We start from the raw sequence: 21,957 nt of genomic DNA, 5'->3' as shown, positions 1-21,957 counted from the left end.
AAGATCTCTCACTGATTGAAGGTTCACTTTATTACGTAATCAATAAGCTTCATTTGCATACCCACATATTCATCCAGCGAAAATTGTTTTTGCAAAATCCATCTGCGGAAGCCCCACATATGACCCTCAACAACAATGTTATTTGCCAGCAGCACTACTTCCTGCTTCGAAAGTTTATCTTCCGTACACGCGGTAATGACCTTTTCGATGAGTCCTACCATATCGCGCTCTTTCTGTAGGACATAATCTCTTGTTTCCTTTTTCAATGATTTAACTTCCTGGTAAAGGATCACAATCTCATCCTGCATCTCATCCATTAAGTAATAAAAAGAACGAATGGCCTTTAGCATATTGGGAATGGATGGATACTCCAAGTCAACAGCTTGTGCAATTCGTTCCCTCACTTGCTCATGGATGGAATCACAGACAAGGAATAAGACATCTTCTTTTGTCCGAATATATTCATAGAGTGTTCCAATGCTGAACCCAGACTCTTTTGCGATTTCCCTTGTGGTCGTACGATGGAATCCTTTTTCTTTAAAAAGTTTAATGGCACCTTTGATAATTTGGTTTCTCCGTATTGTTATTAATTCCTGGTCTTTAACGGATGAATGGATTTTTTCCTCGGTCATGTTGTCTTTCCTCCTTCCTTTTTCCACTTTGCAAACAAGTCACTCGCCAACTGGTATGGATCTGTATCTGCTTCGATGGAAGGAAGATCATCACTTTTTTCCATAAATGATTTTATATCTCGCCAGATTTCTTCGCGTATTAATTCATGCACCTCAAGTTCAAGCTGTTGTTCACGTTGCTTTTTGCCGCTCTGTGTGGAATATAAATATTCATGATGCTCGTTTATTTTCCCCCAGAGTTCATCGATTCCTTTGTTTTCGGTAGTTATTGTCTTCACGATGGGGATAATATGATCTTCTGTTGCCGAACTCATCACAAGCTCTCGTAGGAGTGCTTTCAGCTTTCCAACCCCATGCAAATCAGCCTTGTTGATAACAAAGAGATCAGCAATTTCCATAATTCCTGCCTTGAAAATCTGGAGTACATCGCCACTATTTGGGGTGAGGACGACAGCTGTTGTGTCGACGACTTTCATAATATCAAGTTCGGATTGACCAACACCAACCGTTTCGACAATGACGACATCAAACCCAAAGGCATCGCATATTCGTATCGAATCTTTTGTAGCGCGGGAAAGGCCACCAAGGCTTCCCCGGGTTGCCATACTCCGAATATAGACTCCATCATCTGTAAAATGCTGATTCATTCGTACACGGTCACCAAGCAGTGCACCACCGCTGAACGGACTAGTAGGGTCTACAGCAAGGATAGCAACGGTTTTGCCCTCATCACGTATAAGTGTAATGAGTCGGTTAACGAGAGAACTTTTCCCAGCACCTGGCGAACCGGTAATTCCGATATATATGGCGTGTTTATCCAGTGAAAATACATCGCTCAAGAGCTCAAGCTTCTCTGGATGGTCGTTTTCCACCATGGTAATCGCCCTTGCTAGTGCGCGTACATCTTTTTGTTTCATCCGTTCAACGATTTCATGCATGTTGATTGGTGCTCCTTTCCGTGTAAGGTGCTGGATTCAGCGAATATAGTATTTATTCCGCGATTTAGGTGTGGAATTCCGCGATTATGATATTTATTCCGCGATTTTGGCGCGCGATTCCGCGGATATCATATTTATTCCGCAAATCCGGCGCACATTCTCATTTCGTTAGCATTCTTCCGATAACGAGACGCTGAATTTCATTTGTTCCTTCATAAATTTGCGTTATTTTCGCATCGCGCATGTAACGTTCCACCGGATAGTCCTTGGTATAGCCGTAGCCGCCAAATACTTGTACTGCTTCGACGGTAATGCGCATTGCTGCATCTCCGGCATACAATTTGGACATTGCGGATGCTTTTCCATATGGAAGCCCTTCCGATTCCAGCCATGCAGCTTGATAGGTTAATAGACGAGCTGCTTCAATTTCGGTAGCCATATCAGCAAGTTTAAAGGAAATCCCCTGATTATTTGCGATTGGCTTGCCGAATTGTTCACGGCCTTTTGCGTATTCAACAGCAGCATCGAGAGCGCCTTGAGCGATACCCAATGCTTGAGCTGCGATTCCATTTCTGCCACCATCTAGCGTTGACATAGCAATTTTAAAGCCCTCTCCTTCTGCACCGAGCATGTTTTCTTTCGGGATACGGCAGTTTTCAAAAATTAATTCCGTCGTTGGAGAGGAGCGGATTCCCAATTTTCTTTCCTTTTTACCAAATGTGAATCCTTCTGTACCCTTCTCAACGATGAATGCACTGATTCCCTTATGTTTTGCATCGGCATCTGTTTTGGCAAATACGATATAGATATCTGCAACGCCACCATTGGTAATCCAAACTTTATTTCCGTTCAAAACATAGTGATCGCCATCTTCCTTGGCGGTTGTTTTCATCGAAACGACATCACTGCCGGCAGCTGGCTCTGATAATGCATAGGCTCCCAATGCTTCGCCGGTTGCCAGTCTTCTCAGGAAGTTTTTCTTCTGTTCTTCGTTTCCATATTTATAGATTGGCCAGCTTGCAAGTGATAGATGCGCAGACAAGGTTACACCGGTAGATGCACAGACTCTGGATAGCTCTTCCACTGCAATTACATAACTGACAAAATCTGATCCAATACCACCGTACTCTTCCGGCCATGGAATTCCAGACAGTCCGAGTTCCGCCATTTTATCAAAAATGCTACGGTCAAAGCGTTCTTCCTCATCTCGTTCGGCAGCTGTTGGTTTTACTTCCTTTTCTGCAAAATCTCGGACCATTTTACGGAGCATTTCCTGCTCTTCGGTTAAATTAAAATTCATCTCCATCTCTCCTTAATTATTTAATAGATGCTTGGCAATAACAATATGTTGAATTTCATTGGTTCCTTCATAAATTTCTGTTACCTTTGCATCACGGAATAGCCGCTCCACAGGGTATTCCTTCGTATAACCATAACCACCAAATATTTGAACGGCTTCAAGTGCATTCGTCATTGCAGCTTTTGTCGCAACCATTTTTGCCATGGAGGTTTCTTTTCCACATGAAATTCCCTTTTCGATAAGTTCTGCAGCATGATAGGTTAATAGTTTTGCAGATTCAACTGCTGTTGCCATTTCCGCCAGTTTAAAAGAGATGCCTTGATTAACTGCAATCGGTTTACCGAATTGCTCTCTTTCCTTTGCATATGCTACTGCATAATCAAGTGCTGCCTCGGCAATTCCAAGTCCTTGGGCCGCAATCCCAATCCGACCAATATTTAAGTTGGCCATCGCGATTTGAAATCCCTTGCCCTCTTCACCCAATCGATTCGCTTTAGGAACGACACAATTATCAAAAATCAGCTGGACTGTGTTCGAGCCGTGGAGTCCCATCTTCTTTTCCTTCTTCCCTATCACAAGACCAGGTGAATCCTTTTCAACGATAAATGCACTGATATCTTTGGCGTTTTCACCAGTTCTTGCAAAGGTGATATATGTATCTGCCACACCGCCATTGGTGATGAAAACCTTTGAACCATTTAATATATAGTTGTCGCCATCCTTTTTGGCAGTTGTTTTCAGACTACCGGCATCCGAACCGGCACTAGGCTCTGTCAGGGCAAAAGCACCAAGGTATTCCCCACTTGCAAGTTTCGGAATAAATCTTTTTTTCTGTGCTTCATTCCCAAAATATAAAATTGGATTTGTTCCAACTGATGTATGCACGGATAATATGACTCCAACAGTTGCACTCACTTTCGAAAGCTCATGAATCGTGCTGATATAGGACTTGAAATCCATTCCACCGCCACCATATTTTTCAGGGATTGGTATTCCCATTAAGCCAAGCTCACCCATTTTGCGGACAATTTCAATCGGAAATCGGTCTTCCGCTTCCATTCTTTCAATTTCACCTGCGACTTCTTTTTGGGCAAAATCACGAACCATCTTTCTTACCATATTTTGCTCTTCGGTAAAATTCATTATCATATTCATGCACCTCTCTTAGGGCGTGGGTTACTAGCTTAGTTGTATTGATAGAATCCTCGCCCGGACTTCTTGCCTAGCCAGCCTGCTTTTACGTATTGCCTCAGTAATGGACACGGGCGGTATTTACTGTCTCCAAAGCCTTCATGGAGGACTTCCATAATATAAAGACAAGTATCCAGTCCGATGAAGTCTGCCAGGGTGAGCGGTCCCATTGGGTGATTCATCCCTAGTTTCATGACACGATCAACATCTTCTGGTGATGCGACACCTTCATATACCGTATAAATTGCTTCATTGATCATCGGCATTAGAATACGATTGGAAACAAACCCAGGGAAATCTTTCACTTCGACAGGCGTCTTATTCAGCTCATCTGTCATCGCTTTAATCGATTCATAGGTTTCCTCACTCGTTTGAAGTCCTCGGATGATTTCCACTAGTTTCATAATTGGAACCGGATTCATAAAATGCATCCCGATGACCTGGTCGGGTCGATCGGTAGCAGCAGCAATTTCAGTTATTGGTAAGGAGGATGTATTGGAAGCAAGGATTGCATGCTTTGGTGCATACTGATCCAATTCACGGAAAATATTTGTTTTTACATCCATATTTTCAACGACCGCTTCAATAACCAAATCACATGCAGCTGCATCCTTTAAATCACTGGAGGGGGATAATCGATTCATCGTTACGGATTTGTCTTCTGCAGACATTTTCCCCTTTTCCACATTACGGGCAAGCAGTTTTTCTATATTTTTGAGACCCTTTTGCAGTGCTTCTTCGTTCATATCATGGAGCAGTACTTCAAAACCGGATTGCGCACAAACCTGTGCAATGCCCGCCCCCATTTGTCCTGCACCAATAACCATTACATTTTTAATTGACATTCGTGAAACTCCTCCTTGAATGAATTATTAAGCCTTCGGGACTTCAATCAACACCGCGTCACCTTGGCCGCCACCACTGCAGATCGCTGCAATGCCAAGACCACCACCACGTCGTTTCAGTTCATGAATTAAAGTTAATATAATACGTGCTCCGCTTGCACCAATCGGATGACCCAATGCAACCGCACCACCATTCACATTTACTTTTTCATTATCGATTCCGGCAATTTTCCCACTGGCAAGCGATACTGCTGCAAAAGCTTCGTTAATTTCAAATAAATCAATTTCCTCTTTGGAATGTCCCGTTTTTTCAAGTAATTTATTAATAACAAGTCCTGGTGTTTGCGGAAAATTCTTAGCTTCTACAGCTACTTCTGCATGGCCAAGAATGGTTGCCATTGGTGTTTTCCCTAGTTCCGCTGCCTTGTCATCTCCCATGACAACAAATGCACATGCACCGTCATTGACTCCAGGTGCATTTCCTGCAGTAATCGTTCCATCTTTATCAAAAGCTGGTCTCAGTTTTGCTAAACTTTCCACTGTTGTATCTTTCCGTGGTGCTTCATCGGTATCTACAATAATTGGATTACCTTTCCGTACCGGGACTTCAACGGGAACGATTTCTTCGGCAAACTTTCCACCTTCAATTGCCTGGATTGCCCGCTTGTGACTGCGGTAAGACCATTCATCTTGTGATTCACGTGTTAGCTCAAATTCCTCCGCAGTAGAGTTTCCATAATTCCCCATATGACCACCGGTAAATGTACAAGTCAGTCCATCATGAACCATCATATCGACAACGCTTTTATCGCCCATTCGGCTTCCCCAACGTGTGTCTGGGAGAAAGTATGGTGCATTGCTCATGCTTTCCATTCCACCCGCTACGATAATATCTTCATCTCCAAGGCGAATCAGTTGATCTGCAAGTGTTACACTGCGAAGTCCTGATGCACATACTTTATTGATTGTTTCGGTTTTCACTTCCCATGGCATGCCAGCAACTCGCGCTGCCTGTCGAGAAGGTATTTGACCCTGTCCACCTTGCAAAACGGTACCCATAATTACTTCATCAATTTCGGAACCGTCCATCCGAGCGCGGTTCAATGCTTCCTTAATTGCTTTTCCCCCAAGTTGTGATGCGGTTAAAGGTTTCAAACCTCCACCAAACTTACCAAATGGTGTTCGTGCTCCTGAAACGATAACTGTTTTTCTCATCTATTTTCATCCTTTCTTGAACTATGATTTCGTTTTTGCTAAGGCTAATTTAAATTTGGAGAAATTGAACTAGATCGCTATATTTTTGTCTACGGAATATGTATTGATTTCCTACAGAGATCTCGATTGAACGCTCGCTCAACATATTTCGAAATATAGAGGGGTCTCCAAAGCAAGCCCCTCTACTATTCTAACATGTTATCTTATGCAGTTTTTGATTGTTCTCCTTCGAATACAGATATTGCCAGAATTTCAGCAACATCCATTGTACTGATATCTTCATCGACCTCTTTTGCTTTTGTTCCATCACTTAACATCGTTAGGCAGTATGGGCAAGCGCTAGAAATCATCGTCGGTTGAACGGCTAATGCCTGCTCCGTACGGGCTACATTAATTCGATTTCCGGTTGTTTCTTCCGTCCACATCAGTCCCCCGCCTGCACCACAGCACATTCCATTTTTACGGCTGCGATTCATTTCAACTAACTCAAGTCCTGGGATTGCTGTCAAAATCTCTCTTGGCGGATCGTAAACCCCATTATATCTTCCTAAATAGCAGGAATCATGATAAGTTAATCTTTCATTTATTGCGCGCTGTGGTTTCAGTTTACCCGTTTTCACAAGATCATAAAGCAGTTGGGTATGATGATATACTTCTGCTTCGTAGCCGAAATCCGGATACTCATTTTTGAAAATATTATAAGCATGCGGATCAATCGTAACAATCTTTGTGACACCATTCTTTTCAAATGTTTTTATATTTTTCTCTGCAATTTCCTGGAATAAAAATTCATTCCCGATACGACGTGCCGTATCTCCAGAGTTTGCCTCTGTATTACCTAAAATAGCAAAGCTTACACCAGCCTGATTCATCAATTTAGCAAAGGCCATTGCAATTTTCTGACTGCGACTATCGAATGATCCCATCGAACTTACCCAGAAAAGATATTCAAATTCTTTGTCCTCTTTTTTCAGTTCCTTAACCGTTGGGATGTACACAGATTCATCCTCATCACGCCATTTAATTCGGTCTTTTTTGGATAGTCCCCATGGATTTCCTTGACGCTCAATATTTGTTACTGCACGTTGTATATCGGAATCCATTTTCCCTTCTGTCATGACGAGATAACGGCGCATATCAATAATAGTTCCTACATGTTCATTATTTACTGGACAAGCATCTTCACAGTTTCGGCAAGTTGTACACCCGGAAAGCTCTTCCGCTGTAATCACATCACCGATTAGACTTGCACTTTGAACTGTAGCCGCTGCCTCCTTATTTGCACTTGCCACATTTCCTGCTGCTCCTGAAAAAGCATACGATGGAACCCATGCGGACTTCCCTGTCACTGCCGCCCCTTTTTCAGTCAAGTGGTCACGAACTTTAACCATAATATCCATTGGCGAAAGCATTTTCCCTGTTCCTGATGCAGGGCAGACATCCGTACAGCGTCCACATTCTACACAGGCATAAAAATCAAGCATTTGATGCTGTTCGAAGTCTTCCACCTTACCGACGCCGAATGCAACTTCTTCCTCACTATCTTCATCCATCTCAAAATCTATTTTTTTCAATTTCCCAGGAACCTGTTTACTTAAGAAAACATTTATCGGCGCCGCAATTAAGTGAGCATGCTTTGATTGTGGTACATATACAAGGAAGGACAATAAGGTAATTGTATGTACCCACCAGGCTACATAGAATAATACCATTGCTGTTCCTTCTGATAACCAACCAAATGTCATTGCTACTAAACTTGCAACAGGTTCTGTCCAAGCCGGGTCATGTCCATGCCAAATCATAGCCATCCCATTACCGAATAATACAGAGACCATTAGTGTTCCAATAAAAATCAAAACAAGTCCTGCTTTAAATCCTCGTTTCAAACGGACGAGCTTTTCCATATAGCGACGATAGAAGGCCCACGCCACAGCTACTAGAATCATTAATGTAACGAGTTCCTGGAAAAATACAAAACCAGGATAGAACATTCCAAATGGTAAATGATTTCCCGGCGAAAGTCCTTTTACGAACATATCAATCGCACCTAATTGAACAAGAAGGAAACCGTAAAACATCATGACATGAATTGTTCCAGATTTTTTATCTTTCAGTAGTTTGGATTGACCGAATACAATCTTCCAGACCCTTTGCAAGCGCAATTTTATTTCGCCATCAAACTCGGATTTATGCCCGAGTCTTATGTAAGCAATTCTTGTTGTAACGACTTTTACAAATAAATAAAGTGCATAAAACGTAATAATTAGAAATGCGATCCAGTTTATAATCATAAAAGTTTCCATACTGCGCCCCCTTTGTTTATTCTATTTTAAAATGATAGCGATTCCATTTTTCCGAATAAATAGTTTTAGAAAAATCATTACTACTATTTTAAACCTGAACGATCATTCAGTCAATAGATTTCTGTTAAAATTCCGAATCTTTGTATAAGGGAAAATCCGGGAGATTGGCAATTCGCCGTTAAAACTCCCGGATTGACTGATAAAATCGGTAATTCGCCGATAAACTGCACCGTGCATGCACACGAAGGTCCCTTGCTAGCGCCTCCGCTTTTGTTATTACATTTTCTCCGGTGCGGATACGCCGATGAGTGCCATTGCGTTGGCTAGTGTTAAGCGAACAGCTTTCATAAGGGCGATGCGTGCATTGGTTCTTTCTTTGTTATCGGTGTCGAGTACTTTTTCCGCATTGTAGAAGCTATGCAGTAGTGATGCTAGATCGAATACATATTGTGTTACCTTATGTGGTGTATGTTTCTCCGCTGCATCTGCTACGATTTGCGGGAATTCCCCTAATTTCTTCAGCAAATCCATTTCTTTTTCTGCTGTCAGTAAGTTTGTATCAAAGTTATCATCTGCTGCAAAGCCTTTCGTTTTTGCCTGCTCAAGCATTGTGCAGATACGGGCGTGTGCGTATTGTATATAAAAAATTGGGTTTTCGTTGGATTGCGCTCGCGCCAAATCCATGTCAAAATCAAGCTGAGAATCATTGGAGCGTGTTACAAAATAATAACGAACTGCGTCAACACCAACTTCATCCATTAACTCTCTTAATGAAACAGCCTTCCCTGTCCGTTTGCTCATTTTAACCTTTTCTCCACCTTCAAAAAGATTAACCATTTGAATAATTTTCACGTCAAACTTTTCAACCGGGTATCCAAGTGCCTGGATAGCCGCGCGCATTCTTGGAATATACCCGTGATGGTCCGCACCCCATACATTAATAATATAATCAAAGCCACGATCCAATTTATTTTTATGGTATGCGATATCCGGCGTCAAATAAGTATAATTGCCGTCCTGTTTAATTAACACTCGATCCTTGTCATCGCCAAGGTCGGTTGTACGAAACCACATTGCATCGTCTTTTTCATACGTGAAATTTCCTTCTTCCAATGTATGCAATGCATCGGTAATTTTGTCATTTTTATATAGTGACCGCTCCGAAAACCAGCTATCAAATGTAACACGGAAATCCTGTAAGTCTTTTTCGATACTTTTCAATGAAGCGTTTAAGCCGTATTCTTTAAAATGAGTCAGCCGTTCCGATTGATCTTTGGAAACAAATTCTTTTCCATGTTCTGCAACGAGTTTCTTTGCAATATCAATAATTGCTTGTCCATGGTAACCATCCTCCGGCATTTGCACATCTTCCCCAAGTTCCTGAAGATAACGCGCTTCTACAGAAAGTCCCAGGTTGTCAATTTGATTACCTGCGTCATTAATATAATATTCACGTTCCACTTCATACCCAGCAGCGGTTAGCACATTACAAAGCACATCACCGAAAGCTGCATTACGAGCATGACCCAAGTGAAGGTCGCCTGTAGGATTAACTGAAACAAATTCTACTTGGACCCGTTCGCCATTACCGGCATTTGTTTTACCGTAATTTTCTCCTGCTTGTAGGATTGTCGGAATAATTTCTCCTAGAAAATCATTTTTCATAAAGAAATTAATAAACCCCGGTCCAGCAATTTCTACTTTTTCGATGGAAGCTTTGGACTGATCCAGATTCGCTACGATATCATCAGCAATTTGACGCGGTGCTTTTTTTGCAATACGTGCCAGTTGCATCGCCATATTTGTTGCAAAATCACCATGTGCTTTATCTTTCGGTTTTTCAAGAATAATCGCTGGCAGCTCTTCTTCTGTTGCAAGCTTTGCCCGAATAACAGCGGCTGCGATTTCCTGTTTCAATGTGTTTTCTGTTTGTTCCAAAACGTTCATTGATTTTCCTCCTCTTTATATATCAACTCTAGTTTATGTTTTCGCTTATCCTGTCCATTTAATTGAACGTTGTAGTTGATGGTCAGGTGACCTTCCACGGAATCGCTTGCTACCCTATATGCAATTGTTTCGGTAAATGTCTCCATATGTATTTTTCCATGGGCATGATGATATATATTCTCTGTTCGTTGGTCTGCCTTAAATTTCTGATTCATGATAACTGCACCAGATCTATTTATATTGACCTTTTCCTTCTGAATCGTAATTAAATTTTTAATAACGGAACCGTCATCTAATTTTTCCTCAAAGATCAATACATCCAAATCTTTTTTTCGGAAATAATCGCCTGACTGGATTTGATTATTGTACTCCTTTTGACCATTATCTTCAATGACAGTAAGGAGTTTAATGTTTACTCTCTTTTGGAATGAATCCATATAATCGCCTCTATCTATCACTTTAATGTCCCTATTATAGCGATAAATGATAGGGATAATCAATGTTTATATTGATTTTATCTGCATTAGGTAAATATAGAAATTTCTGTTTCCTGTGTTTATATCCAATTGCAGTATCCCATAATGGGAATACTAACATTTTTATATTGGAGATTACGATTATGCGATTTTGGCCTAAAAAGCACTTTCATAAACTTATCCTTTCTCTCTTTGCTTTAGTGATTATTTCTTTGGCTACCATTTATTTGTTGGCTTTCCTAATGGGGCCACCTAAGCTTGCTGGAGACCAAGCAACAATTATATATGATCAAAACGATACGATTATTGGCGAGAAACGGGATGTACGGACAAAGCATTGGATACCATTAGATGACATACCAGCCCTTGTTCTCGATGCAACTGTAATGATAGAGGATCAGCATTTTTTTGATCATCAAGGATTTGATTACAAACGGATTGGTGGGGCAATTCTGAAAAATATTACGAGTACTTCTTTAAGAGAGGGTGCTAGTACACTGACACAGCAATATGCGAGAAATTTGTTTTTATCTCCAGAAAAAACATGGACACGCAAAATAAAAGAAGCTTTTTATACCGTTCGGTTGGAAATGTTTTATTCCAAAGAGGAAATTCTCGAAGGCTATTTAAATACGATTTACTACGGGCATGGTGCCTATGGAATCGAATCAGCGAGCAACTACTTCTTTAACAAAACAGTCACAGATTTAACATTGGCGGAAGTTTCCATGCTCACAGGAATTCCTAAAGGTCCTACCTATTATTCTCCATTAAATAATGAGGAGAATGCAAACCAACGGCAACGACTCATTTTACAAACATTGCGCGAAAAAAATATTATTTCTGAAACAGAGAAAGTAGCTGCGTTAGAAGAAAAACTGGTCTATTCTGTTACCCCTAAAAACCCAGGAGCAGCCCCTTACTTTCAGGATGAGGTGTTACAGGAAGCCTCCCATTGGCTCAATCTTGACCAGAGTGAAATAAGAGCGGGCGGTTATCAAATTCATACTACATTAAATAGTAAATTTCAAAAGCACTTGGAGGATACCATCCTTGAAACGATCAAGGGCACGAGCGACGTCGAAACCGCAGCAATTTCAATGGATCCTCATACTGGAGCGGTTTTAGCGATGGTAGGTGGGAGAGAGTATGAGAAAAGCAGCTATAACCGGGCTGTGGATGCAAAAAGAATGTCTGGTTCCACTTTTAAGCCGCTTTTGTATTATGCAGCATTACACCATGGTTACACCGCAAGTACACAGTTAATGAGCAAACCGACCGTTTTTGAAATGGATAATGGAAAAGTCTATAAGCCAAACAATTTTAATGGTTATTATGCCAATGAACCGATTACTTTGGCACAGGCACTTGCCTTATCGGATAATGTGTACGCTGTAAAAACAAATATGTATCTTGGACCGGAAAAGTTAGTTGAGACCGCAGAACAATTTGGGCTAAAAGGCGATTTTCCAGCTGTTCCCGCATCGGCACTTGGTACGGCGTCTGTTTCGGTCGAAAAGATGACGGCTGCATATGGCATGCTTGCCAATGGTGGACAGAAAGTTGATAGTTATACCATTGAGGAAATTGTCGATCGACACGGAAAAAAGGTTTATGAAAAGAAGTTGGATTCACGTAAGAAAATGCTCGATCCTAAAAAAACATTTATTTTAACACATTTAATGACGGGCATGTTTGATGAGGAGATGAATGGCTACACCTCTGTAACAGGTTCCGGGATAACAAATAAGCTAACAAATCTATATGCAGGAAAATCTGGAACAACAAATTCCGACAGTTGGATGATTGGTTACAGCCCTTCCATCGTTACTGGAATCTGGACAGGTTATGATGACAACCGAAACATGGAACTAGTTTCTGAGTCAGCCTATGCAAAGGAAATTTGGGCATCGTTTATGGAAGCGGCACATGAGGGTCAAGCACAGGATGCATTTGCCATGCCATCCGGAGTCGTTGGTATTCCGATTGATCCCGCAACAGGAAAACGTGCCACACCAGATTGTGGGACGAGTAGAGTGATGTATTATGAAAAAGGCACCGAACCGCGGAGCTATTGTTCCGAACATGACTCTTCGGTGGAAGAAATAGAGCATGTGGAAGACACGGAGAAAAAAGGCGTTTTCGAGCGATGGTTTGATGTGTTTTTCTAAGATGACTGTTTGGTTGCTTTATGATTCTCGTAGTTGAGATGAAATGCGACGTAACTGCTTCTTCCGCCGTCCGGGATTGCTCTGGGCGGATGCGCATCCTTAGGGCACGGCCTCAGCCTCCTCGAGAAGACCACTCTGCGGGGTCTTCGGACACGTGCTTTTCCCGCAGGAGTCACCGCCCGCCGCTCACCCGGACTGGTGAAGTTGTATGATGCTATAACAGCTACCCGCGATTCTAGTAATAGTCAGCATCCCTACTAACTAGCTCTGGGAAATACACGTAGACTTCTGCGGGAGGAAAGGCATAGGTGAGACTCTGAAATGCGTCAGCATGAAGAGGCTCACCAGCCGCCCGCGAACCGTAAGTGTATTTCCCAGAGCGGTCGCCGAAGTTTCCTCTCCTAATTCTCAGTTTATATAATTTGTGACAATAACAACAATCATTTTCTGTAGGCGAGTAACCGCAGTCTATATTTCTTAGAATGCAGCCTTATAAAAATAAGCAAAAAAACAGCCAACTGTCAGGATAAGTCCGTCTTATCTGATCGTTGGCTGTTTTTTTGTCCTAGCAAACATGAGTTAGCCCATGTATCCATATTTTACAAACTTTTAATGAAAAGTACAAGAATTTCCGGATAAGTTCACCATTCAGTCACAAATTCGTCATTTTATGGATAACGCATCCTTCAGTTCGTCAGTTGAGTTATTCCACATGTCTTCATTAAACTCGACAAGGAATTCTTTAAGTAGCTTCTTCGAATGTTCATCCATATGTTCGACAATAATTTTTCCTTTAAGCGATTTTTCCATATGTGTAACATGTTGTGCCATCGATTTATATGCACGCTTGATTTCACGGTCAACGCGAATTTCACTGCCTGCCACTCCCCCATAATAAGGGCCGTTCTCTCCACGTTCCACATTTACCCAGACGATCCAATACAGTTTGCCATTCGGTACTTCATCTCTCTCTGGAATCCATTTCACTCGGCGTTCTATTTCACTGCGTGCATGCATCGCACCCATATCGACATAGGCTTTATTTTCATTAGGGTCGACAATGACCGGGGACATATTTTCCAGGCTGATTGTACCAGCACCGTATCCACCATGGCCATCTGTGGAATCATCCTTTATAATCGTAAAGGAATTCTTCTTCCTTTTATCTGAAGATTGATCTGAACTCATCTTACACACCTCCTATTACTTACTAATGATTATTGTAGCATAGGTACTTCCTGCTTTTTAGTTTTTTGCCTTCGTTAAGGGTCAAAATTTCCGGTAACACCGACACATACTTTACTGTTTTAACGTAGCTATAAAGTTAACCGCTTCCCGTATTTCTTCATCGCTGTACTTTTGCTTTGGCTTCACCGTGTGTACCTTTTCGATATTCTCCTCCAATGACAGGTGGTCAAAATAAAACATTGTTGAAACTAGCTCAAGGAATCGTGAACTCTTTCCTTTAAGCATGTCCACTTTTGCAGTCATGTCCGGCATATTCAATGAAAATTGATGCAGAAAATCTTCCCCTGCAGCTGTAATTTGATAATTATATTGATAGTAATTGCTTTTATCCTCTTTTTCTTCCTGTAAAAAACCAAGATTGCACAGCTCTTCCACACGTAGTGTCAGTTCTTCCGAATATGGTCCATAGAAATGGAACTGGTATTTTTCTTCAAACGGTATATTGCATTTCTGCAGAATATAAATCATCTTTTGCAGCTTCTTACGCCCTGTTACTTCATTTGCTACGGAAAAGAATTGCATTAATTTTGCATGATTATTCAACATCTTCTTTCGCTCCTTGCGCGTACAAAATTTCCTTGATGCGTTTTTTGAGAGTTTCATCCTTCAGTTCGTTCAGTCGATCTTTAGGAAAATACAGTTTATGGTCTGTTCTTTTTTTACCCGAAATGGCTTCCACGATATCCGAATGTCTAGAAAGTTCTTTCAAACTTCCATCAGGCATTAACAAATTAATTGGTAAACGCTCCTCTTCTTCCCCTGGACGATAGAAATCATATGGAAGATCAGAGGATGAATCCACAACAAGATAATAATCAGGATCAATCGCTGCCTGTTGGAAAAGTTTATAAAGCTCTAACCAATCATCCATCTGCAGATTCGGATTGAATTCAACATATTTAAATAAACGCCTGTTCATGAACCGTTCACATAAATCGCATAAAATTTCATCGTCTTCTTCCTGCCAAAGTTGGAAATAATAATGAACAATCATCTCATCCAGCTTCAAGTAATCTTTCAGATCGACATCACCTTCAAAAAAGGAGACGAAATGGGTCGGCTTTAGTTTAAATGTAAATTCTTTCGTTTCATACAAATATTTCGCTCGGTGGAGTATTTTCGATAGGATTACCTCTGCACTCCGTGTTACTGGGTGAAAATAAACCTGCCAGTACATTTGATAGCGGCTCATAATATAATCTTCAACGGCATGCATTCCGGTTGATTTAATGACAACCTGATCTTCTATTGGACGCATTACTCTCAAGATTCGTTCCATATCGAAGTGACCATAACTAACACCGGTAAAATAAGCATCCCGCTGTAAATAATCCATCCGGTCTGCATCGATCTGGCTGGAAATCAAGCTGACTACTAGCTTATCCTCATACGTTTTTGCAATGACATCTGCAACTTTTTGGGAAAAGCCTGGACTAACGCGTTCCAGTATTTCATTTATTTTCGTGTCTCCGATAATAATTTGCTGGGTGAAATATTCATGATCGAGTTTAAACACTTTTTCAAAGGAATGTGAAAAAGGGCCATGACCCAAATCATGCAATAATGCAGCACAGAGACAAAGCAATCGTTCATTTTCATTCCAATGGGGACGATCCTGGAAATTATTTATAATTCGGCGTACAATTTCATACACACCAAGTGAGTGATTGAAGCGACTGTGTTCGGCACCATGGAAGGTCAGGTTCGTTGTTCCTAACTGTTTCACCCGGCGCAGTCTCTGGAATTCAGGTGCTGCGATTAAATCCCAGATTACGCGATCCTTCACATGGACATACCGGTGGACAGGATCTTTAAATACCTTTTCTTCCGATAATTTTTCGTCTCTATATGACATTCGATTTTCCCCATCCGTTCTTTTTCGGCGATTTTAGTTTATTATATAATAGATAATCAGAGGATTAAAGGGTAAGGAGGCAATTATGAAAAACTGGAAAGAAATAATAAGTCATTCGACATTTCGATATATAGATCATTCTAATGAGAAAACGTTTTATAAAAAGCCATACACTGCACTGACTTCATTTGCAGTCGATGATGCTCTGGCAATGTCTGTCAGTAATGGAGAATCCCCACCAGCAATACGACTTTGGGTGCATCCACCAACAATTGTGCTTGGTATTCCGGATGCAAGACTCACCTTTTTGGAGGAAGGTGTACGCTATTTGACGGGACAAGCATATCATGTCGTTGTTAGAAATTCCGGGGGGCTTGCAGTTGCGCTTGATCGAGGCGTTCTAAATCTCTCACTCGTTATTCCCGGTGTCAAGCACCTGTCCATCCAGGACTGCTATGAAGCAATGGTGAGCTTTGTCCAGTATATGCTCCGTGACTTGACTGATGCTATTGAAGCTTATGAGATTGTTGGTTCTTACTGCCCCGGTGATTATGATTTGAGTATTGGCGGCAGAAAATTCGCTGGCATTTCACAGCGGCGTGTAAAAGACGGTGCAGCCGTGCAAATCTATCTTGATGTGGAAGGAAACAGTAAAGAGAGGGCATCTGTCATTCGGCATTTTTATGATCTTAGCAAAAAGAACGAAACGACCAAATTTGATTACCCGACAGTAGAGCCAGAAGTGATGGCATCCTTATCGGAACTGCTCGGTGTGCAACTGACTGTGGATGAAATGAAGCAAAGAGTCCATGCCACATTGGATGACTTTAGTGAAGAAATCGTTCAGACAGACTTTTCGGATGCTGAACTTGCTGTTTTCGAAAAAAGATATATGCAGATGGTGAAACGGAATGAAGTGATCGCTTTGATGCAGGAGTAGAAGCTATATTTGATTCACGAAACTCCCACTCCCCGCCCCACAAAAGGCTGTTTTTGACACATTATCTATAAACTGTGAAGTAACTGCTTTTCCCGCCGTCCGGGTTCACTCTGGGCGGATGCTTTCCGCGGGCACGGCCTTAGCCTCCTCGAGAAACCCACTCTGCGGGGTCTTCGGACACGTGCTTTTCCCGCAGGAGTCACCGCCCGCCGCTCACCCGGACTGGTGGAGCTATGTGATATGATTTATATTGCAGTTAATAGTAATAGTTTGTAAGCTTAAAACCAGCTCTGGGGAAATATACGAAGACTCCAGCGGGAGGAAAGGCATCGGTGAGACCCCGCAGTGCGAAGCACGAGGAGGGCTCACCAGCCGCCCGCGGAAAGCGCAGTATATTTCCCCAGAGCGGTCGCCGAAGTTACTCATCCTAGTTCGCATCTCAACTACGAAAATTATAAAACAACAAACATTATGAAAAGAACCTAAAAAAATTCCTGCATCAAATTGTGATGCAGGAATTTTTTGCTATTTTACTCTGCTACTGCCTGTGCAGCAGTAATGATTGCTAAATTATATACATCTTTTGAGTTACAGCCACGGGAAAGGTCGTTAACTGGTTTATTCAATCCTTGCAATATGGGTCCAACTGCTTCAAATCCACCTAGGCGTTGTGCAATTTTGTATCCAATGTTTCCTGCTTCGAGACTAGGAAAAATAAATACATTTGCATTTCCTTTAAGCGTGGAGTCTGGTGCTTTTTTCTGTGCTACACTTGGTACAAATGCAGCGTCAAATTGTAATTCCCCATCGATCACAAGAGCAGAATCCTTTTCCTTGGCTATTTCAAGGGCGTTTAGAACTCTTTCTGTTTCTTCTGATTTTGCTGAGCCATTTGTGGAGAAACTTAACATAGCTACACGAGGATCTACATCAAATAAACGAGCTGTAACTGCACTTTCTACAGCAATTTCAGCTAAATCCTGACTGTCTGGAGCAATGTTGATTGCACAATCTGCAAACACGTATTTTTCATCATTGCGAACCATGATAAATACACCAGATGTTTTTTTAATACCTTCTTTTGTTTTGATAATCTGTAATGCCGGACGAACCGTATCAGCAGTTGAATGAGCTGCACCACTTACAAGTCCATCTGCTTTATTCATGTATACAAGCATGGTTCCAAAATAATTTTCGTCAAGCAGAATTTTACGTGCATCTTCTTCTGTTGCTTTCCCTTTACGGCGTTCGACAAAGCTTTTAACCATTTCTTCCATTTCTGCATACTCGCTTGGTTCAAGAATCGTACAGGTAGATACGTCTACACCAATTTCTCTCGCCTTTTTGCTGATACTTTCTTCGTTTCCAATGAGTATTGGAGTTAAGACCCCAGCAGAAGCTAACTGACTGGCTGCTGTTAGAATACGTTGATCGAGACCTTCCGGAAAAACAATTTTCTTATCCTTTGATGATACTTTATCTGTTAATTGATCAAATAATGTGCTCATAAAAAAACCTCCAAATTTAAATACTCTTCTACTTTCAGTGACAATCATAAACGATTTAAATGGATATTTAAAGAATAGAGCGCCTGTAAGCTAACCACTTTTGACAAAGAATCGACAAATAATGTAATTCATTGACTTTGAGACCCCTTTCATATGATTAGATTACCCTTATTGTGCTATAGTAAAAACATAACAAGTTATTTTATATGAATCAGGAATTCAAGGAGTGATTAAACAATATGGCTGAAGCAGTAATAACAGTTGATGGATGGTCCGCATTGCATGATACTCGTACATTTGACTGGACCTCATGGAAATTAACATCACAAGAAGAAAGAGAAGCAGCAGTAAACGAATTCAAAGAAATAATCACAAAATGGGAAGCTGTTGAGGAAGCAAAAGAAGGCAGCCACGCTTTATATAAGGTTGTCGGTAATAAAGCTGATTTAATGTTCGTATTCCTTCGTCCAACAATGGATGAGTTAGAAGAAATTAAAACAGAAATCAATAAATCTAAAATTGGTGATTTTCTTATCCCTGGATACTCCTATGTATCCATCATTGAAATGACGATGCATAACCCAATGGATGAAGGTAAGGATCGCGAATTGTCACCATATGTGAAAGATCGCTTGAGACCGATTATGCCAAAATGGGAGCATGCATGTTTCTATCCAATGGCACGTCGCCGCTGGTCGGATGCTAATTGGTTTGAGATTGATAAGGAAGAAAGAACAAAATTACTCTATGATCATGGTATGACTGGTAGAAAATACGCTGGAAAAGTAAAAGAAATTATTACTGGCTCTATCGGACTGGACGAGTGGGAATGGGGCGTAACACTTTTTGCTCATGATCCATTACAGTTCAAAAAAATTGTTTATGAAATGCGTTTTGATGAAGTAACTACTAAATATGCTGAATTTGGCGATTTCATCGTAGGTAATTATCTTCCAAAAGAAAACGTGGATGCGTACTTCACTTTATAGTAACCACTTATTTATAAAAGACTTTCTTTCATTACAAGATGGAAAGTCTTTTTTTTGTCATCATTTTTTATGTCTAGGCATACAATTATTTAGTGAGTTCAGCATCACAATCAGACCGAAATAAGGAATGGATTCTAGGAGTCAAAACTGGCCGAATCAGATTAAATTACCAAGGGGAAGTTACCCTTCTTCCCAAAAAGGCAAACGAGAAATCCACAGGAGGTTTTATAATGAGTGAGAATCAAGGTAACATCCATCCGCAATACCAACAACCTAGTCAAGGAGGTCCATACTACTACTACCCTTCCGTTTCCCCGGCGCATTACCCTATGTATAATACAAGACAGTTCCCGCAGCCTCAACAACAGCAACAACAAACACAGCAGCAACCTCCAGAGATACCAGGTATGCTTCCCTTACAGCAGTCATACATTGAAAACATTTTACGTTTGAACCGTGGTAAACTTGCTACCTTTTATTTAACATTTGAAAACAATACACAATGGAACGCAAAGACTTTTACGGGGATTATTGAAGCAGCTGGCAGGGATCATATTATTTTAAGTGAGCCGGATACTGGAAGAAGGGTCCTTTTACTAATGATTTATTTAGACTATGTCATCTTTAATGAAGAAATCGAATATGACTATCCATACGGCCAGCAGCAACAGATGGCCGACTTTCCACCAAGGTAGAATGCGGTGTTTGTCCTGTAAAAATATGAAAAAAGGATGGCACCGATTTAATCGGGTCATCCTTTATTCCATTTGCTTCACTTGAGAGAGGCGATTATGATGAGACACCCCTACAGAAAGCTAGTTCAAATGGAATTAATTTCACTTTTATTTGCATGTATCATTGGTTTTTCTGCTTTAGTTGCCGGTTATATCATCATTGTATTTTTATCGATTTATCTGGTTGTACTGAGTTTATTTTGTGACGCCATGATTTTAATGTATACGCGTCATTCTGTTGAAGGTGGAAAACAAGCTGTTCGTGGTGCGATGTTGTTAGTGTTTACGACTTATTTCATATTTCAATTATAGAAGATGTTCATAACGCCTTTTTGAACATCTTCTTATACGTTTTTCATAACTGCAATTCCAACAAGCACCCAGCCTATTAGAAAAGCCACTCCCCCAATTGGTGTGATCATTGCAAACGTTTTGATCGATGTTAGTGCGTATGTATACAAACTGCCGGAAAATAAAATGATGCCAGCAAAAAACATCCAGCCTCCAGTTGTTAATAGTCCTTCACTTTGAAACCTCGAAAGTAACATTCCTGTGATGAGGAGTGCCATCGTATGGAACATTTGATAAGTAACTGCTTTTTCCCATGTAGCAATGGCTTTTTCTGATATTCTGCCTTCCAACCCATGTGCACCAAATGCACCAAGTGCCACAGCTAAAAATCCATTTATTATCCCCAAAATTAAAAATAGTTTCATATTCTATGTACCTCTTTTCTACATTAAAAGTCAAAGATAGATTTTCCATTCGCTTCTTCGTGATTAACCATTGATTTGGTTCCTTGTTGATGTTGAACGTGGTTACTGCCGGAATGTTCACCAATCATTGCTTTCATTTCTTCTTTCGTCAATTCAGTTTCTTGTTCTGCATCTTGATCTCCCTCGAGGAAAAGGTCGCTTAATAAGCGAACATTAGCTATGTGTGCTACCATTTTTGCATGCGAATGCTGACTCTCTTTCGCCTGATATAATTCATCCATCATCTTTTTTAGAATGGTTCCATTTGTTATTGCCATCGTATCGCTCCTAACTTGCCATTTCCAATGCCATCATTATATCATGATTGGTTGTCGATTTATAGAAAGACTGACTCCAATAGAAAAAGCCCTTGGAATTCAAGAGCTTCAATTTATGAGTTCACGGTACATAAAATAAATTCTTTCTGTTTTAATTCAGCTTCCAGTTGTTCTTTTGTATAGCGTTCATACATCCATTGCAAAAATCTGATTTCTTCTTCCTGCAAATTTCTGCCAAGCTTCACTGTCATACTGTTACAAATGTAAAAAAAGCTTTTCATCCCGCTAACACTCCCCTTTTACTGTACCACTGAAGATTATGTGTTCATTATAACGTTTCCTTTTATAGTAAGCAACATTAAATTTAAAATTTACAGAATTTACTGATTAAGTTATTCCTCAACTTTTATAGAATGAAATAGACAAATAACCTTGGTCGAATTAGGAGGGCTCGTGATACATTGCTCAAGTTGACTTTGGATTAACTGTTTGCACGAAACAGTCCGAATACAGTTAGACTCCAAGGCTTTTTTTAATTTTGTTGCTCATTATCATCGCATTCTGTATAAACTCCCTCAGATAGATTCAATTTACTCTTAAATGCTCGCTTATTCGCAGGATTTCAAACCACT

21 protein-coding genes are annotated in these 21,957 nt (G+C 40.7%); 5 read left to right on the top strand and 16 right to left on the bottom strand.

The genetic code is table 11. The features are described 5' to 3' along the window. Positions 1–23: 23 nt before the first annotated feature. From ACFOUV_RS14180 to ACFOUV_RS14140, 9 genes are all read right to left on the bottom strand, one after another. Entirely contained in the window at positions 24–632 is a 609-nt protein-coding gene (locus tag ACFOUV_RS14180; protein WP_379497440.1) for a TetR/AcrR family transcriptional regulator, read from the bottom strand. Next, on the bottom strand, positions 629–1,570 hold the full coding sequence (gene meaB / locus ACFOUV_RS14175; protein WP_379497439.1) for a methylmalonyl Co-A mutase-associated GTPase MeaB: 942 nt from the start codon (positions 1,568–1,570) through the stop codon (positions 629–631). The genes ACFOUV_RS14180 and meaB overlap by 4 nt, the downstream gene beginning before the upstream one ends. Before the next feature lie 160 nt (positions 1,571–1,730). After that, complete coding sequence (locus ACFOUV_RS14170) at positions 1,731–2,870, bottom strand: acyl-CoA dehydrogenase (protein WP_379497438.1); 1,140 nt, start codon at positions 2,868–2,870, stop codon at positions 1,731–1,733. Positions 2,871–2,882: 12 nt separating this feature from the next. Continuing rightward, positions 2,883–4,019, bottom strand: coding sequence for an acyl-CoA dehydrogenase (locus ACFOUV_RS14165; RefSeq protein ID WP_379497437.1), 1,137 nt, complete (start codon positions 4,017–4,019; stop codon positions 2,883–2,885). A 35-nt stretch (positions 4,020–4,054) separates the two neighbouring features. After that, a complete protein-coding gene (locus tag ACFOUV_RS14160; protein ID WP_379497436.1) occupies positions 4,055–4,906 on the bottom strand; it encodes a 3-hydroxybutyryl-CoA dehydrogenase in 852 nt (283 codons plus the stop codon). Positions 4,907–4,933: 27 nt separating this feature from the next. Continuing rightward, a complete protein-coding gene (locus tag ACFOUV_RS14155) occupies positions 4,934–6,121 on the bottom strand; it encodes an acetyl-CoA C-acetyltransferase (RefSeq protein ID WP_379497435.1) in 1,188 nt (395 codons plus the stop codon). Positions 6,122–6,324: 203 nt separating this feature from the next. Then, a complete protein-coding gene (locus ACFOUV_RS14150; protein ID WP_379497434.1) occupies positions 6,325–8,424 on the bottom strand; it encodes a (Fe-S)-binding protein in 2,100 nt (699 codons plus the stop codon). 276 nt (positions 8,425–8,700) lie between these two features. Then, positions 8,701–10,371: an arginine--tRNA ligase gene (gene argS / locus ACFOUV_RS14145; RefSeq protein WP_379497433.1), complete on the bottom strand. Its 1,671-nt coding sequence runs from the start codon at positions 10,369–10,371 to the stop codon at positions 8,701–8,703. Further along, positions 10,368–10,808 carry a DUF1934 domain-containing protein gene (locus ACFOUV_RS14140; RefSeq protein ID WP_379497432.1) on the bottom strand — a complete coding sequence of 147 codons (441 nt, stop codon included), beginning with the start codon at positions 10,806–10,808 and terminating at the stop codon, positions 10,368–10,370. Before ACFOUV_RS14140 ends, argS begins: the two co-directional genes overlap by 4 nt. Positions 10,809–10,990: 182 nt before the next feature. Between ACFOUV_RS14140 and ACFOUV_RS14135 the strand changes: the two genes are divergently transcribed. Beyond that, entirely contained in the window at positions 10,991–13,018 is a 2,028-nt protein-coding gene (locus tag ACFOUV_RS14135) for a transglycosylase domain-containing protein (RefSeq protein ID WP_379497431.1), read from the top strand. 663 nt (positions 13,019–13,681) lie between these two features. On the opposite strand, the gene ACFOUV_RS14130 is transcribed toward ACFOUV_RS14135, so the two are convergent. From ACFOUV_RS14130 to ACFOUV_RS14120, 3 genes are all read right to left on the bottom strand, one after another. Next, entirely contained in the window at positions 13,682–14,206 is a 525-nt protein-coding gene (locus ACFOUV_RS14130; RefSeq protein WP_379497430.1) for a YwhD family protein, read from the bottom strand. A gap of 111 nt (positions 14,207–14,317) precedes the next feature. Further along, a complete protein-coding gene (locus tag ACFOUV_RS14125) occupies positions 14,318–14,812 on the bottom strand; it encodes a YwgA family protein (protein WP_379497429.1) in 495 nt (164 codons plus the stop codon). Beyond that, positions 14,802–16,121, bottom strand: coding sequence for an HD domain-containing protein (locus ACFOUV_RS14120; RefSeq protein ID WP_379497428.1), 1,320 nt, complete (start codon positions 16,119–16,121; stop codon positions 14,802–14,804). The genes ACFOUV_RS14125 and ACFOUV_RS14120 overlap by 11 nt, the downstream gene beginning before the upstream one ends. Before the next feature lie 85 nt (positions 16,122–16,206). Between ACFOUV_RS14120 and ACFOUV_RS14115 the strand changes: the two genes are divergently transcribed. Then, positions 16,207–17,061, top strand: a complete 855-nt coding sequence (locus tag ACFOUV_RS14115) for a lipoate--protein ligase family protein (protein WP_379497427.1) — start codon at positions 16,207–16,209, stop codon at positions 17,059–17,061. 530 nt (positions 17,062–17,591) lie between these two features. On the opposite strand, the gene pta is transcribed toward ACFOUV_RS14115, so the two are convergent. Then, positions 17,592–18,569 carry a phosphate acetyltransferase gene (gene pta, locus ACFOUV_RS14110; protein ID WP_379497426.1) on the bottom strand — a complete coding sequence of 326 codons (978 nt, stop codon included), beginning with the start codon at positions 18,567–18,569 and terminating at the stop codon, positions 17,592–17,594. 239 nt (positions 18,570–18,808) lie between these two features. Here pta and hemQ point away from each other — a divergent pair, with 239 nt between their 5' ends. The 3 genes from hemQ to ACFOUV_RS14095 all read left to right on the top strand — a co-directional run bounded on the left by hemQ (position 18,809) and on the right by ACFOUV_RS14095 (position 20,604). Continuing rightward, positions 18,809–19,558, top strand: coding sequence for a hydrogen peroxide-dependent heme synthase (gene hemQ, locus ACFOUV_RS14105; RefSeq protein ID WP_379497425.1), 750 nt, complete (start codon positions 18,809–18,811; stop codon positions 19,556–19,558). 230 nt (positions 19,559–19,788) lie between these two features. Then, positions 19,789–20,253, top strand: a complete 465-nt coding sequence (gene gerQ, locus ACFOUV_RS14100) for a spore coat protein GerQ (RefSeq protein WP_379497424.1) — start codon at positions 19,789–19,791, stop codon at positions 20,251–20,253. A 96-nt stretch (positions 20,254–20,349) separates the two neighbouring features. Beyond that, on the top strand, positions 20,350–20,604 hold the full coding sequence (locus tag ACFOUV_RS14095) for a hypothetical protein (RefSeq protein ID WP_379497423.1): 255 nt from the start codon (positions 20,350–20,352) through the stop codon (positions 20,602–20,604). A gap of 32 nt (positions 20,605–20,636) precedes the next feature. Here the strand turns inward: ACFOUV_RS14095 and ACFOUV_RS14090 are convergent, their stop codons facing one another. The 3 genes from ACFOUV_RS14090 to ACFOUV_RS14080 all read right to left on the bottom strand — a co-directional run bounded on the left by ACFOUV_RS14090 (position 20,637) and on the right by ACFOUV_RS14080 (position 21,606). After that, positions 20,637–21,008, bottom strand: coding sequence for a DUF423 domain-containing protein (locus ACFOUV_RS14090; protein WP_379497422.1), 372 nt, complete (start codon positions 21,006–21,008; stop codon positions 20,637–20,639). Between the two features lie 23 nt (positions 21,009–21,031). Then, positions 21,032–21,325, bottom strand: a complete 294-nt coding sequence (locus ACFOUV_RS14085) for a YwdI family protein (protein WP_379497421.1) — start codon at positions 21,323–21,325, stop codon at positions 21,032–21,034. Between the two features lie 113 nt (positions 21,326–21,438). Then, a complete protein-coding gene (locus ACFOUV_RS14080; RefSeq protein ID WP_379497420.1) occupies positions 21,439–21,606 on the bottom strand; it encodes a hypothetical protein in 168 nt (55 codons plus the stop codon). Positions 21,607–21,957 lie beyond the last annotated feature (351 nt).

Source organism: Oceanobacillus longus, assembly GCF_042650085.1.
GTDB classification, from domain to species: Bacteria; Bacillota; Bacilli; order Bacillales; family Amphibacillaceae; genus Oceanobacillus; species Oceanobacillus longus.
The sequence above is the reverse complement of the archived record's forward strand: the minus strand, read 5'-3'. Positions and strand labels throughout refer to the sequence as shown.